The following is a 14,238-nucleotide window of genomic DNA, read 5'->3' on the forward strand; positions in this document are numbered from 1 at the left end:
GGCAAGGCAATGCTGTTTGGTGGTTGGCCAAGATTGTGTGGATTTTGCGTGCTTGGCAAGTCAGCTATTTGCTGGTCGCGACAAACACCCCATCCCAATCGGCCGGTGGGGGTGTTTCTTTGAATAAAGCGATGCGGCTGGTGTAAAGATCATAAAGGTCGCAAAGCTTCGCAAAATCGCTTGATGCCTGCTGGCATTTTGCGATCAAATTTTCGGCCTCATCCCAGTTTCGGGCGCGATAGGCCGAAAGCATGGCAGCGTGCAGATCGGCGAAGTTTTTGAACTGCGCTGATGCCGCCATGTCCTTATCGCCCAGAAGGGCAAAGATATGCAGCGCTTCGCTTTTGCCCTTAACGGTGATCAGGTCGAGTTCGATCAGTGCGAAATCATCACCAACCCGTTTGGCAACATCTTCGCCCAGAACGACATCGACGCCATAGTTCTTTGATTGTCCCTCAAGCCGGGATGCAAGGTTGACCGCATCGCCCAGCACCGAATAGTCAAAGCGTTGATCCGATCCCATGTTACCAACGAGACAATCGCCGCAATTGATCCCGATGCCGACATTGAGCGGCAGGAAGGCTTCATTTGCCTGTTCTGCTTCCTGTTTGCGTTCGTCATTAAGCTTTCTAAGCGCATGTCGCATCGCAAGCGCGCTGTCACAGGCATTCTGGGCATGGTTTTCAACATCAAGTGGCGCATTCCAGAACGCCATGATGCAGTCGCCCATGTATTTATCAATCGTGCCCTCACGGTTCAGGATGCAGTCGCTCAGCGGTGTGAGAAGCCGGTTGATCAGGCGTGTTAGGCCTTGCGGATTGGATTTGAAACCTTCGGATATGGCGGTAAATCCGCGGACATCACAGAACATCAGGGTCATGTCACGGGTTTCTCCGCCCAGTTTCAGACGCTCGGGATGTTCGGCCAGTTGCGCCACCAATGCCGGTGACAGATAGTTGGCAAAGGCTGCGCGCACCTGACGGCGTTCGCCCTCGGTCCGCATGAAACCAAGTGAGCTGGTTGCAAGATAGACGGCTGCCAAACCGACAATCGGATAAAGCGGATCGATGAGTACGAGTTTATGTGAGTAGGCCCACCAGGAAATGCCAATTGCGCTGGTGGCAATCGCCAGACCAATCACCGCCGGCCAGACCGCACCAAGCCGTGGGACTGCCAGAATGAAGAACATGCCGATGATCAGAAGGACCAGCATTTCGACTTCCGCCGCCCAATAGGGACGGGTCAGGAAATGCTCGAGCAACATCTGTTCAAGCATCTCGGCATGGACTTCGACCCCCGGGATCACGCGATCAAGCGGGGTGGAGCGCAAATCAAGCAACCCGGCCGCGCTCGTCCCCAGCAACACCATTTTATTTTGCAGGATGTCGGTTCCGACCGTTCCGTTTAGGATATCGGTCGCCGAAAGATACCTGTCTTTCTGATGGCCGGTAAAATGTACCCACATATACCCCGCGTGATCCGTCGGGATTGTCAGGGCACCAACACGAACGGACGCAATGCCTTCCGAGTTGGTCCAGCGTGTACTGCCGCTCGCCCCGGACATCCGCACCAGCATGGTCTTGGGGGCATTCTGTAAAACGCGCAACATCTCAAGGCTGAGCGTCGGGTAAACTGGCTTGCCAATCCCTGGCTGATCATGGTCGATGGCAGCCATCAACGGTACGCGCCGTACAATCCCGTCCTGACCTGGCGAGACGTTGACCAGCGCATTGCCGGTCGCAGCCGCTTCAATAATATCAAGGTTTCTGGCTGCACTTGGCAAGACCGGAACGAAATCTGAAAGCGTGCGACCTGCTTCGCCAGCTGCACTGAAATTCCCGACTTGGCGGGGAAGGGCATCAAACTCACCATTGCGCAGCTGAACCGCGGTGACCACGTTGCCAGTACCCGTAATGAATTGGGCAAATAGCTGATCGTGATCGGGCAAGGCATTTGCCATTTCCGCGATACGGTCACGTTCGGTGCTTTGCGGCCAATCGTCAATCACACGGGATGGGGATGTGCGATCAGGCTCGGCAAAAACCATATCAAAGCCAACGACACTTGCCCCATTGGCGCGCAGGCGATAAAGCAACTCCGAGAGTTTCGTACGCGGCCATGGCCATTGGCCCTCGCTTGCCAAGCTGCGCTCATCAATATCGACAATCCGAACCCCGACATCTTCGTAAGCGCGCGGTGCAATTTGTTGATAAAGATCGAAAACCGTTAAACGCAGCTGATCAATCACCGGCACATTCTGCCAGCGCAAAACGATGCAGGTGAAGAGTATGGCCAGCGGAACGATATATTGCAGTCCGGTCATAAGACCGAATTTTCTCAGACCCATGATTGTGCCTTTGATCGAAGGATCAAGAGGATCAATTCAATGTCCCGGATGATGCATTTCCATTCGGAACGTTCGTGGTCTTCACATTGAAATCGACATGTGTCGCGTCGGTAAACGTCGCCGACGGATTACAGGTCATCCTATTGCAGGCGGGGTTGTAACTACTAAAATCGTTATTGTCGAAAGTAACGCTGCCGGAGCTTGATTCGTAATGGTAGTTAGAAAATGATGCTGATCCACCTGTTTCCACGCCATCATTTACGTTCGTAAATGACATATCTATCGTTCTGTTGGCGTAATCAACCGTCGTAGAGAAGTCGTAAGAAATTCCACCGCCACTAACGTTCGACACGCTGAATGAGGCGCTGCCGCTTGTTACTTGACGAAGGCCGTCATAGGTAAACGAACCAGAAGAGCCTCCCGAACTGCTAGTGTTGTCGACCAGATTATTGTTCAGGATCGACGTGGTTTCAGCGACGTTTGCGGCGCTATTGACCGTTCCAATTTGCGCCATGGCGACGTCAACAGCCTGCGCGCTGGTTGCGCCGGTCTGGTTTTGCGCCTGTCCGGTTTGCTGGCTCGTGACAACAGGCTGCTGCGTGGTGGATGAGGTCGAGCTTGCACCTGACCCGGAATCCGAGCCACCACCAAGTGATGCGGTACGCACAACATTCGCCGAAAAATCAAACGTAGCGGCACTGGTCGGGAAACGTGTGGGCGTGGTGACATTGCTGTCTGAAACAAAGACGCCAAAGTTTTCGCCGGTCACACTTTGTGAGCCGCCATTCTGGTTAAAGGCGGCAAAGGCGCCGGGGCGCGATGTTGTGTCATTGCGCGAAAGGCCGGGTCCTTGGTTCACCGCCATAAACACCAGCTGGTTTGCGGTGTTTGCGTCGGTGGTATCAAAACTGCCTGGCACGATTTCGTTTGCCTGTTCGGCGGTCATGGAGCGGATCAGGCCAATGGTGCCGCGAATACCGATCGAGCCGACCGGCAGGTTCACATCCATGCTCGATGGATTGTTGAGCGGGATTTTACCGGTGACAAAGCGCATCACGCCCTTGGCCATATCGGCAACAATGCGTCCGTCGCCAGTGGCCGGGTCATAGACGAACTCGTCAATCGCAACGTCGCTGTTTGGTCCGATGGTAAACACCGTTTCGTCAAGCAGCAGCACCTGCATGCCCGAGTTGGCTGACGTAACGATCCGATCCCCCAGATAAACGGGCATGCCACTTTCAACCAGAATACCGACTTCACCGGTGACCTTGGAAAGCGTGATTTCACCGGTCACAGCGGCCGAGACGCCCGCCATTTCGGCTTCAAGTTCTGCACTGGCGGGTTTTGGCGCCATAAAGACTGTTGCGGCAATCAAAGGTGCGCAAAGCAACGTTGCGCCAGCAAACCGACGAATTGTCGCAGTCGATTTCAGGGGCGAGTATTTGGCCATTTGCATCACTAGAACTCCCAGCGGCGTGTCAGAAATACCTGTGCACGTGCGTTATGGTATTCGTAGTTGGGAATGTTTGATTTTGTGTTCAGATACTCACCGGTGACCGACCAGTTGATCGGTGCCAGAAAGCCAAGTATCTGATTTGCCGTTTCGCTATCCCCAAACAAGTCGGTCGGCAATATGGTCGAAAGCGGTGCACCATATGTCAGGCGGGTCCGAGTGCTGCGATCCGTGCGATGTTGCGGCGAATTGCCGGTCGTCAGAAAATCCGGATCCCGGTACTGGTCCATGCCATAGCGGATGCTTCCGCTGATGTAACTTCCCCCACCAAACAGATAAGCATGGATCAGCTCGCCGCTCAAGCTATTGTAACTGTAATAGTTTCTGGCAGCATCCTTCATCCCGGCCGCAAAATTCAGCGTCGTGCGATGATTTGGCGACCAATTGTAGTTGCCCCCGATCCGTGCGCCATAGCGCTGACCTGAATGCAGGCGAAGCGCACTGGATTCAGATGTGTTCTGGTATCGCTCGTCAGAATAGCTGACATCGCCGTTGAGGTTAAAGAACGGGCGCACGTTCCAGTCCAGCCGCAGGCGGCCGGTCCTGGCGGTCAGGTACTTCTCGCGCGAGAGCGACTGAGCGGTCTGGCTGAGTGTCGGGGTCAGCATCCAGTATCCGCCGCGAATACGTGTGCCGATTTCTGCCGAAAAGGATCCAAGGTCCAGCGCGTCAAGCTGAACCTGGTCACTGCCATAGCCGGTTAAACTTGCAAAAACCTCGTGACCTTCCTGATAGCCAAGGTCATAGCTGACGTCATAGCGAAGCGCCCCGATATAGGCGATGTCGTTATTGGGTTTGTCGCCGCTTGCGGTGATAGTTGTCGGCGTGCCGGTCAGAAGCTGAACCTTGTCGTTCGGGGCCGCATTGCGGTTGCTGTCGATCTGGCTTCCCAGTGTCAGGGTCAGGCTTTGTGACAGGCGCTTGCGGCGGCGCTCGATGGCGCTGACATACTGACGGATATTGGCTTCGACATCTGGTGAAATATCCATTTGCAACAGGCGATCAAACTGGCTGCGGGCCTCGTCCAGGCTATCAAGGCGATAAAGAACAATCGCGTAATACAGGCGTACCGGTGCCAGATCCGGGTCCAGAACAAGAATGCGTTCAAGGGTTGCCGATGCCCCGCGGACGTCGCCACGCGCCAGCTGGGCCTTGGCCCAGCGGAAGTTGAGGACGATGTCATCGGGATTTGCAAGGATGTCGGCATAGGTGATGTCGCCGCCATCATCGGTACTCAGCAGAAAGTTAGCCCGTGCGGTTACGTCGGTGAGTCGCTCGAAATCTTCGGAAAACTGGCGTGCTTCGTCTGTGCGCACATCAATGCTTTGCTGTGCGCTTACCCCGGTTGTTCCGATTGCAAGCGACGTTAGACCCGCTGCAATCAGCGCGGTAACGTACTGCCATCTGCCTGTCGTCAAACTGCTTTCCTACCATTGGCAGGTCAGGACCGTCATCGGGTACACGTAATGTCAGCAGAAAGTTTGGCGACGAAACCCGAATGGCGACCATAACCTGTTTGGAAACGATCAAATCAGATTATGGTCTTTGAAAAGACAGGGATAGCCATTCGGCAGGTTGGTGTTGCCATGTGTGGATGGATAGTATTTCGCACCTTGCGTATAGTAAATTTATCGAAAGGTGGTTTTGCTCCTATCCATAGGTCACTAAGGGTTATACTGCGGTCCCGCCGACGGTCAGACCATCAATGCGGAGCGTCGGTTGCCCGACACCAACAGGAACACCTTGCCCGTCCTTGCCACAGGTACCGATACCATCATCAAGTGCCATGTCATTGCCGATCATGGACACCTTGGTCAGGCTGTCCGGGCCGTTACCGATCAGGGTCGCGCCCTTGACAGGTGCGCCAAGTTTGCCGTCCTCGATGAGATAGGCTTCGGAGGCCGAGAACACGAATTTGCCCGATGTAATATCGACCTGACCGCCGCCAAAGTTGACGGCATAGATACCCTTTTTGACCGAGGCCAGAATTTCTTCCGGCTCCTTGTCGCCACCAAGCATATAAGTGTTGGTCATGCGTGGCATCGGGGCGTGGGCATAGGACTGACGACGTCCGTTACCGGTGGATTTGACACCGGTCAGGCGCGCGTTCAGGCGATCCTGCATAAAGCCCTTGAGGATGCCATCCTCGATCAGGACGGTTTTCTGGGTTGGCGTGCCTTCATCATCAATCGAAAGCGACCCGCGACGGTCATGGATGGTGCCATCATCAACCACCGTCACACCCGGCGATGCAATCCGCTGACCCAGAAGCCCCGCAAAGGCAGAGGTACCCTTGCGGTTAAAATCACCTTCAAGGCCGTGACCGATGGCTTCGTGCAGCAAAATGCCCGGCCAACCCGGGCCAAGCACCACGGTCATTTCACCAGCCGGTGCGGCGACTGAATCAAGGTTCACAACTGCCTGACGGAGCGATTCATCAACCGCCTTTTTCCAGGTTTTTTCATCAAAGAACCCGTCATAACCAATACGGCCACCTTCGCCGTGCGATCCGGTTTCCATGCGATCGCCCTGTTTGACAACCACCGAGACGTTAAAACGCACAAGCGGGCGAATATCGCCAATACGCTGTCCGCCGGAACGCCAGATTTGCACGGCTTGCCAGTTGCCTGAGATTGAGGCCGAAACCTGCACCACACGCGGGTCACGCGACCGTGCATAGGCATCAATCTGGGCCAAAAGATCGACCTTGGCTTCAAATGTGGCCTCACCCAGCGGGTTCACGTCGGAATAAAGCGATACGTTCGTACCGATTGATCCCAGATCAACCTTGCCCGAGCGGCCCGATCCAACCGCCTTGACTGTTTCGGCGGCACGCGCAACCGCGTCGTTGGACAGTTCATTGGAATGCGAAAAGGCGGTCGCCTCGTCGGCAACAGCGCGCAGGCCAAAGCCCTGTGCGGTATCAAAGTTCGCACTGCGCAGGCGGCCATCATCCCAGACAAGGCTTTCGGATTGGCGATATTCAAGGAAGAGTTCCCCGTCTTCGGCAGCGCTGAGTGCATCATTGACCTGTGTTTCAAGCCGGTCGCGATCAAGATCACCCTTGGCGAAAAACAGATTGTCGGTGGTGCGAAGATCGGTCATGGAACCTCCTTGGGGCCGCGATAACACGGCCAGAGAAAATGTCTTTCCCTGTACGATAATTCAGTTGAGGCAGTATTATCCCTTACTCAATTTAGGGTTTCTGATGCCTTCGACTTTCATCTATACAGGTACTTGTTCGGGCAAAGGACAAAGCCATGGCCCGAGTGGTTTATATAGACTGCAATAACCAATTATGAAAGCCCGTGGCAATGTTTGTCGAACATCCCCAGCGTGTCGCCCTTCATAATGAAATCCATGCCCGACCGTTTGGCGGCGTGACCAGCCCGGCGCGGTGTTCCTGCCTTGCCTTTCAAACGGGTGAAGACCTTGATGACGCGGTGCGCGATCATTTCACCGCCTTTTGCCACCGCTACAGCCTGACGCCGCCGGCCGCAGACCAAAAATATTTCGAAGCCGCCTGTGACGGATTTTCCGTCATCTGGGAACGGCACGCGGAATTCACGGTCTATGTCTTCAAACGCACAGAACCATTCGATAACCCGTTCGAAGACCCGGTGATCAATCTTGTGCCGCGTGATTGGCTTGATGAAACACCGGGACAATTGCTGGTGGGCTTGCACATCGTCGTCGACAAGGCTGAGCGGAGTGAAGATGAGCTTTCCCGGCTGTTTGATCATAATGGCCTGACCGGCAGCCGCATATTGGGCGGCACCGCACAGGTCTGGACGGATTTTCGCCTGCATGGTGACGGGTTTGGGCGCATCCTGATCAAGGATTGCGGCCTCGAACACCTTCAGGCCGGCCGTCTGGTGCAGCGGCTTAAGGAAATTGAGGTCTATCGCATGATGGCCTTGCTGGCCTTTCCGTTGGCACATACGGCAACCCCCAAGGTATCAGAAATCGATACGCGCCTGTCGGAAATCACCGCCGAAATGGCCAGCAAGACACAAACCAATGACGAAGAGACCCTTGCCAAACTAACCGACCTTGCTGCCCAGACCGAGGAAATGGCTGCCTCGCTCAATTACCGGTTCAGTGCAGCGCGGGCCTATTATCGCATCGTGCAGGCGCGCCTTGGTGAACTGCGCGAGGAACGTATTGAAGGCATGCAAACCATTGCCGAATTCCTTGAACGTCGCTTGGCCCCGGCAATGCGGACTTGTCAGAATATTGGCGATCGGTTGGAGGTTTTGTCAAAGCGTGTGGCACGGGCTAACAACCTGCTGCGCACCCGTGTTGACATCCTGCTTGAAGCGCAAAACCGTGACCTTCTGGCCAGCATGGACCGACGTGTGAAATTGCAACTGCGCCTGCAACAAACCGTCGAAGGTTTGTCGGTGGCCGCCATCACCTATTATGCGGTCGGGCTTCTGGGTTACCTGTTCAAGGCAATCAAGGATACCGGCGTTCCGATCAATGACCGGGTTGCCACGGGGGTTGCCGTACCAGTGGTGCTGGGCGCGATCTGGTTTTCGATGCACCGCATCCGCAAGGCGCTGCATCGTGCCGATGACTAACTAAAGATACGTCCGCGACTTAGGCCGCATCGCGCAGTTTGTAGGCGGCATAGGTCGTCGCCCCAACCAGAACAACCGCACCGGCCTGATGGGCAACACCCAGCGGCAGCCACACGACAGTCAGAAGGGTTGTGATGCCAAGCGTGACCTGCAGGCAGGCTGCAAGCAGAACCAGATGGGTGGCAAAGCGTTGATTGGGGTTAAGGTCCCATTTGCCAGCACGCCACCAGAACACCAGCACCATCAAAAATGTCAGTTTCGCCAGCCAGCGGTGATCCCACTGTACCGTCATATGGTCCTCAAATGGCGCCAGCCAGGCCGGATCAAACACGAACAGGCCATCGGGGATCAGTTGCCCGTCCATGAGCGGGAAGGTGTTGTATATGTGCCCGGCATTAAGGCCGGCAACAAAGCCGCCGGACAGGGCGGTAAACACAATCAGACACAGCAACTGCAAGGCGCGCTTTGACGATGCGGTGGTTGTCACGCGCGGGCTCAGCTGTTGCAGGGCAACCCAGAGCAGGGCGATGAAAATAACCAGTGCCAAGCCAAAGTGCGCGGTCAGGCGGTACTGGCTGACATCAGGGCGATCGACCAGACCGCTCATCACCATGTACCAGCCCATCAGGCCCTGCAGACCGCCAAGGATGAAAAGCCCCCAGAGCTTCCACTTGGTTGCGCGATCAATCGATTTCTTGGCCAGAAACCAGACGAACGGGATGAAGAACACGATCCCGATCAACCGTCCCCACAGGCGATGGATGAATTCGAGCCAGAAGATCGATTTGAAATCCTCAACCGACATCCAGGCGTTGATTTTCTGGAACTCGGGATACTGGCTGTATTTTTGATAAAGCGTCTGCCAGTCGGCTTCATTCATCGGCGGGATGATGCCGGTGAAGGGCCGCCATTCCACAATCGAAAGCCCGGATTCAGTCAGGCGGGTCAACCCGCCGATCACCACCATGATGAAAACCATCGCCGCACAGGAAAACAGCCAGATGGCGACGTTTTTGTTGGCTTGTGGTTGTGCAAGGCTGACTTCGGACAGGGCGGGGGAGGCACTGCTTGACATCTGGACGCTCTCTTGACGGTATCTTCTGGCGGACGGGTTTTGAAATTTGGCCCAATATAGGGCGGTTTTGCAAGAATTGCAGGAAAAGCTTTACGGAAAAATCGGGGCCGGTGGATCAGTCAGTCCGCAACTATTAAATACCAATATTTAGTGTTATTTGTATATAAAACACATAAAAAATGTATTGAATAATTTGCTATCCACACTCATAGTCATGGGCAATAGAGAGAAACCCGCATTAGAGGATCGACGATGTTTCCCATCAATCTGGACCTGACGCGACTTTCGGTCGCATTGGTCGGCAACGGTCAGGCCACCCTGAACCGTTTGCGCCAGTTTGACGGTGATGGGGCAAAATACGTTACCGTCTATTCTGAAGACCCGATACCCGAATTGGCCGAACAGGCCGGTGACCGGTTGCAGCGCTATTTGCCAAACTCGGCGGATGTGAATGCTGCTTCCATCATGTTTATCATCGACCTTGATCTTAAAAAGGCAGCCGAGCTGGCCTCCATTGCCAAGGCCGTTGGCACGATTGCCAATGTCGAGGACGTCAAACAATATTGTGATTTTTCGTCTCCCGCGCGTATTCAGCGCGGTGATCTGATGATCACGGTCTCGACCAATGGGCACAGCCCGCGGCTTGCCGGTCGTATTCGCCGCGCGCTTGAAAAATGGCTGGTGCCAAGTTGGGAACAGCGCCTGCGCGAACTATCCAAACAGCGCGAAAAATGGAAGGCCGACGGGGCCGACATGCAGACCCTGTTGCGCAAGACCGATGAATATATCGATCAGCGGAGGTGGCTACCATGAATGTCATGCGCGAAGAAGACATCGTCACCGGTGGCTCCATGTCTGTTGAGGAGGCCACGGATCGTGCCGCCCGTTTGATGGGGCAATATGGGCACCTTCAGGGTGTGTCATTGATCGAGCCGATGGTGCATGAAGAATTCAACGGCCGCATCACCATGACCTCATCCTTCGGGACAGAGGCCGCCGCCCTTCTGGCGCTGGTGGCCGAGGTCGACCGTGATTTGCCGGTGATCTTCCTTGATACCCGCAAGCTGTTTGGCGAAACGCATACCTATCGCGAAAAGCTGGTTGATCATTTGGGCCTGACCAATATCAAGATCATGCGCCCGGACGAGGAAAAGCTGAAGGCCGAGGACCCCAACGGCATGCTGTTCGCCTCGGACGTGGCGAAATGCTGCTACCTGCGCAAGGTGGAGCCGCTTCAGCGTGCGCTGGAAGGCTATGACGCCTGGCTGACCGGTCGCAAACGCTTCCACGGTGGCGAACGTGATGCGCTTCCGGTGATTGAACCGGCGGGGTCGCGGATCAAGATCAATCCGCTGGCGGGGTATAAGCGCGAAGATATCGAAGACATCTTTGAACATCGCGCCTTGCCGCGTCATCCGCTTGAGGCCGAAGGTTTCCTGTCAATCGGTTGCATGCCTTGCACCGAACGTGTTGACCCCAACACGACCGATGTCCGTGCCGGACGCTGGGCCGGACAGGACAAGACCGAGTGCGGCATTCACTACATCATCTAGGCCTGATCAGGCTTTCATGAAAAACCCGGCCAGATGGCCGGGTTTTTTGTTAGATGGTGATGCCCTGAAGCTTCCTGAACAGTGTCACCGCATAACGATCCGTCATGCCGGAAATGTAATCCATCACCCGCATCAGGCGGCTATAGAGGTCGGGGGCTGCCATCAGCTTGCCCGACAGAAGCTTGTCGATGCGGTCGGCCTGCGGCGGCAGGCGTTTGCCATGGTTTTTATGCTCGTCAATGTCGATGGCGGCCCGAACAAAGCTATCCAGCAGGCCATTGATGACTTCAAACCCGGCCATTTCAATCGGCAGGACATGCGGTGCGTTATAAATCTTTTGCACCGCTAGTTTTTTGCACGCCTTGGCATAGGGGCCAAGCGGGGTGTTGGCCAAAAGATCACCTTCAATGGTGCCGGCAAGCAATGCGTCTTCATGTTCGATGAAGGCATCAACTGCCGCCTTGACCAGATTGCCAATCGCCTTGCCGCGCAGGAAACCAATCCGGTCATCTTCGGATTTTTCGGCATACCAGCCTTCCGAACGCAGGTCTTTCCAGCGTTGTTCGGCATCGCCGTCATATTTTTCCGGATGGCGGGCAATCGGGGCAAGGGCACGTTCGACTTCCTCGAAACTGACACAGCCCAGTTCCCAGCCATCTTCAAGATCGACCACGGAATAACAAATGTCATCGGCCGCCTCGACCAGATAGACCAGCGGATGACGCCGCCATGCGCCATCAAATCCTTCAAGCGGGGACAGGCCGCAAACCTTTGCAATTGCCTGCGCAATGTCGCGTTCTGCCTGATAATAGCCGGGCTTTTTAAGGCCGGTATATTCCTTGCGGCGGGCGTCAGGGACCGACGTGCTGCGCGGATATTTGATGAAACTGCCCAGCGTGCCGTAAGTCAGGTTAAGCCCACCGTCAAAGCGCTTCATTTCAAGCTGGCTGATGATGCGCAAGCCTTGGGCGTTGCCCTCAAAATGGCGCAGATCTTCAAGCTCCGGCCCGGAAAGGCGCGATGTCAGTTCATCCTTGGCAAGGCGCGATGTGGTGAACCATTCATTGATGGCGTCCTCGCCGGAATGCCCGAATGGCGGGTTGCCGATATCATGGGCCAGGCACGCGGCCTGCACCATATACCCGATATCGGCCACTGTGGTTTCCGATCCCTTGGGCAGGTTTTTGACGATATGTGCGCCCGCCATCAGTCCCAATGATTGCCCGACCGAGCCGACCTCGATCGTGTGGGTCAGGCGGGTATGGACATGATCGTTTTCGGAAAGGGGGTGAACCTGCGTCTTGTTTTGCAGACGACGGAACGAGGATGAGAAGATTACCCGATCAACATCGATCTGAAACGGGCTTCGGCCATCCGGTGTCGGATAGGGGGCACCTTCGGGCAGGCGAATTTTGCCATCCTTGAATTCAAGCCGATGAGAAGAAAGAAGATCTTCCCAGCGCATTTTATCGCCGGAACCCTGTACAGACGACGCCACTTTGTACCCCTGTCCAAATCAAATGTTATTATCGGGCAACTTTAACGGGCCGGGGAGTCCGGTGCAATCGGACAAACAGTCTTTGACCCGATTGCACCGCGTTTATGGGCGATCAGCCAAAGAACCAGCTTTGCGGGTTATCAATCGGGCGGCCATTCAGTGCACGCAGAAGGCCGATCACATTACGCCCGATAAACCAGGCGGTGGTGTAAAGCGCCATCAACCCGACGACAGCCCAACCCAGAAGCGGGATCCAGCCAATCACGAAGGTGAAGAAGCCAAGAATGATGGCATAAAGGATGCTGATCCAGAATGTCCGGATGACAAACGTGTAGTGGCTGTTGGTCCAGTGATTGTCGTCTTCGCGCGCGACATAGGACACAATCAGCGCAATCAAACCGGTGGCAAAGGCCGTAAACAGGGTTGCGATCATCAGCCCGTAACAGACAGCGGCCGTATTCCCGCCGCGCTCGTCAGTATAGCGCGGTGCATTGTCAAAAGACGCATCCTGACCGTGGATATGGTCGTTCATGGATAAAATCCTGTCAAAGTTGTCGCAATCCCCATCGCGTCTGTCTGATCATATAGCGCTAAATTCACAAAGCGCAAAGACCCGCGCATTTGCCGATTGTTAATTTGGGAGTTCGGAATAAACCAGTCCATAAATCATGTGACCTTGGCGAGTTGCTGTTGGTGATTCAGCCGGGCCAAAGTTATGGGCGGATACTATCTGCGATCAGTTTGCCACCAAGACCGGCAAGCACAAAACCAGCCGTGCGATCAATCCAGGTTTTTGACCGCAAATAGGTCAACTTGGCTCTGCGTCGAGAAAATAGTTGGGCGACCAACGCGTACCATCCGGCTTCTATTGCAAAGACCAATGGTGGTAGGGAATAAAGCATCCAGAACGAAGGGTCTGCGGGCATCAAGCTGGCAAAGATGCTGGCATAGACGATGGCGGTTTTCGGGTTGCTGACTTGCGTCACCAATCCCAGTGCGAACGCCTTGGTACGCGGGTGAGAGCGCGCGGCAGGTAAAGTGTTGAAGGTATTGGTGCGGTTCTGCTGTGCTGGGGCGTCAAACGGTTGTTTCGCTGCGATCCAGATACACCACCCCAGGTAGATGAGATAGCCACCACCGATAATTCTGAGGCCAAGATAAAGCCAAGGTACTTCGTTTAGCAATGTGGCCAGACCAAGTAAGGCCATGCACGCAAACAGTGCACCACCAACACCCATGCCAAGTGAAGCAAGCAACGCTTCATTTCGCGATGATGCTACAGCAATACGCGATACCAAGACAAAACTCGGGCCGGGGCTTATGGCACCGATCAAAAGGGCTCCCAAAATACCAGTCAGCGCCAAAATCTCAGCCATCTTTACCCCCGTTTTTCCAGCAATTACTTTCGTGCGGTAGTGTTGTAGCTGGTACGACGAAACTATCACTTTCTATTGAAGGTGGGAATCGACTCTTTTGCCTCGACTCTTGGCAAATTCGCCCTACATTTGGCGCCATGTTGTCAATTGACCAAAAACAGGAATTTCCGCATGTCGGACTATGATTTTGATTTGTTTGTTGTTGGTGCCGGTTCGGGTGGTGTGCGCGCCGCCCGCGTGGCATCGGGATATGGTGCCAAGGTCGCCATCGCCGAAGAAAGCCAGGTCGGTGG

Annotated in this window: 12 protein-coding genes; 4 read left to right on the forward strand and 8 right to left on the reverse strand. The window is 54.9% G+C overall.

Annotated elements, in window-relative coordinates; genetic code table 11:
• Positions 1–64: 64 nt before the first annotated feature.
• The 4 genes from B3Z49_RS04500 to tldD form a co-directional block, all read right to left on the reverse strand.
• Positions 65–2,323, reverse strand: coding sequence for a CHASE2 domain-containing protein (locus tag B3Z49_RS04500; RefSeq protein WP_296988496.1), 2,259 nt, complete (start codon positions 2,321–2,323; stop codon positions 65–67).
• A gap of 55 nt (positions 2,324–2,378) precedes the next feature.
• The gene (locus B3Z49_RS04505; protein WP_296988497.1) at positions 2,379–3,803 is read right to left on the reverse strand and encodes a FecR family protein; all 1,425 of its coding nucleotides are present in this window, start codon (positions 3,801–3,803) and stop codon (positions 2,379–2,381) included.
• A gap of 2 nt (positions 3,804–3,805) precedes the next feature.
• Complete coding sequence (locus B3Z49_RS04510; RefSeq protein WP_296988498.1) at positions 3,806–5,278, reverse strand: tetratricopeptide repeat protein; 1,473 nt, start codon at positions 5,276–5,278, stop codon at positions 3,806–3,808.
• A 253-nt stretch (positions 5,279–5,531) separates the two neighbouring features.
• Positions 5,532–6,965, reverse strand: coding sequence for a metalloprotease TldD (gene tldD / locus B3Z49_RS04515; RefSeq protein WP_008891569.1), 1,434 nt, complete (start codon positions 6,963–6,965; stop codon positions 5,532–5,534).
• 209 nt (positions 6,966–7,174) lie between these two features.
• Between tldD and B3Z49_RS04520 the strand changes: the two genes are divergently transcribed.
• Complete coding sequence (locus tag B3Z49_RS04520; protein WP_120225480.1) at positions 7,175–8,443, forward strand: DUF3422 family protein; 1,269 nt, start codon at positions 7,175–7,177, stop codon at positions 8,441–8,443.
• Positions 8,444–8,462: 19 nt separating this feature from the next.
• On the opposite strand, the gene B3Z49_RS04525 is transcribed toward B3Z49_RS04520, so the two are convergent.
• Entirely contained in the window at positions 8,463–9,518 is a 1,056-nt protein-coding gene (locus B3Z49_RS04525; RefSeq protein WP_296988500.1) for a COX15/CtaA family protein, read from the reverse strand.
• Positions 9,519–9,770: 252 nt separating this feature from the next.
• Here B3Z49_RS04525 and B3Z49_RS04530 point away from each other — a divergent pair, with 252 nt between their 5' ends.
• Both B3Z49_RS04530 and B3Z49_RS04535 read left to right on the forward strand, forming a co-directional pair.
• Positions 9,771–10,331 (forward strand): precorrin-2 dehydrogenase/sirohydrochlorin ferrochelatase family protein, encoded by a 561-nt coding sequence (locus tag B3Z49_RS04530; RefSeq protein ID WP_213475514.1) that lies wholly within the window; start codon positions 9,771–9,773, stop codon positions 10,329–10,331.
• Positions 10,328–11,071, forward strand: a complete 744-nt coding sequence (locus B3Z49_RS04535; RefSeq protein ID WP_296988501.1) for a phosphoadenylyl-sulfate reductase — start codon at positions 10,328–10,330, stop codon at positions 11,069–11,071. Before B3Z49_RS04530 ends, B3Z49_RS04535 begins: the two co-directional genes overlap by 4 nt.
• 49 nt (positions 11,072–11,120) lie before the next feature.
• Here the strand turns inward: B3Z49_RS04535 and B3Z49_RS04540 are convergent, their stop codons facing one another.
• The 3 genes from B3Z49_RS04540 to B3Z49_RS04550 all read right to left on the reverse strand — a co-directional run bounded on the left by B3Z49_RS04540 (position 11,121) and on the right by B3Z49_RS04550 (position 14,014).
• Entirely contained in the window at positions 11,121–12,569 is a 1,449-nt protein-coding gene (locus tag B3Z49_RS04540; RefSeq protein WP_286791563.1) for a deoxyguanosinetriphosphate triphosphohydrolase, read from the reverse strand.
• A 112-nt stretch (positions 12,570–12,681) separates the two neighbouring features.
• The gene (locus B3Z49_RS04545) at positions 12,682–13,101 is read right to left on the reverse strand and encodes a DUF4870 family protein (RefSeq protein ID WP_063087371.1); all 420 of its coding nucleotides are present in this window, start codon (positions 13,099–13,101) and stop codon (positions 12,682–12,684) included.
• Between the two features lie 181 nt (positions 13,102–13,282).
• Positions 13,283–14,014: a LysE family translocator gene (locus B3Z49_RS04550; RefSeq protein WP_296988502.1), complete on the reverse strand. Its 732-nt coding sequence runs from the start codon at positions 14,012–14,014 to the stop codon at positions 13,283–13,285.
• 102 nt (positions 14,015–14,116) lie between these two features.
• Here B3Z49_RS04550 and B3Z49_RS04555 point away from each other — a divergent pair.
• Positions 14,117–14,238, forward strand: a 122-nt coding sequence (locus B3Z49_RS04555) for a hypothetical protein (RefSeq protein ID WP_296988543.1), incomplete at its 3' end; no start/stop codon positions are given.

It is taken from the genome of Thalassospira sp. UBA1131 (genome assembly GCF_002311515.1).
Lineage (GTDB): Bacteria > Pseudomonadota > Alphaproteobacteria > Rhodospirillales > Thalassospiraceae > Thalassospira.

Excerpts from the sequence above, each read along its gene's own strand:
- B3Z49_RS04535 (WP_296988501.1), top strand. The coding sequence starts at position 10,328 with ATGAATGTCATGCGCGAAGAAGACATCGTCACCGGTGGCTCCATGTCT.
- tldD (WP_008891569.1), bottom strand. The coding sequence starts at position 6,965 with ATGACCGATCTTCGCACCACCGACAATCTGTTTTTCGCCAAGGGTGAT.
- B3Z49_RS04530 (WP_213475514.1), top strand. The coding sequence starts at position 9,771 with ATGTTTCCCATCAATCTGGACCTGACGCGACTTTCGGTCGCATTGGTC.
- B3Z49_RS04520 (WP_120225480.1), top strand. The coding sequence starts at position 7,175 with ATGTTTGTCGAACATCCCCAGCGTGTCGCCCTTCATAATGAAATCCAT.
- B3Z49_RS04525 (WP_296988500.1), bottom strand. The coding sequence starts at position 9,518 with ATGTCAAGCAGTGCCTCCCCCGCCCTGTCCGAAGTCAGCCTTGCACAA.
- B3Z49_RS04505 (WP_296988497.1), bottom strand. The coding sequence starts at position 3,803 with ATGCAAATGGCCAAATACTCGCCCCTGAAATCGACTGCGACAATTCGT.
- B3Z49_RS04500 (WP_296988496.1), bottom strand. The coding sequence starts at position 2,323 with ATGACCGGACTGCAATATATCGTTCCGCTGGCCATACTCTTCACCTGC.
- B3Z49_RS04545 (WP_063087371.1), bottom strand. The coding sequence starts at position 13,101 with ATGAACGACCATATCCACGGTCAGGATGCGTCTTTTGACAATGCACCG.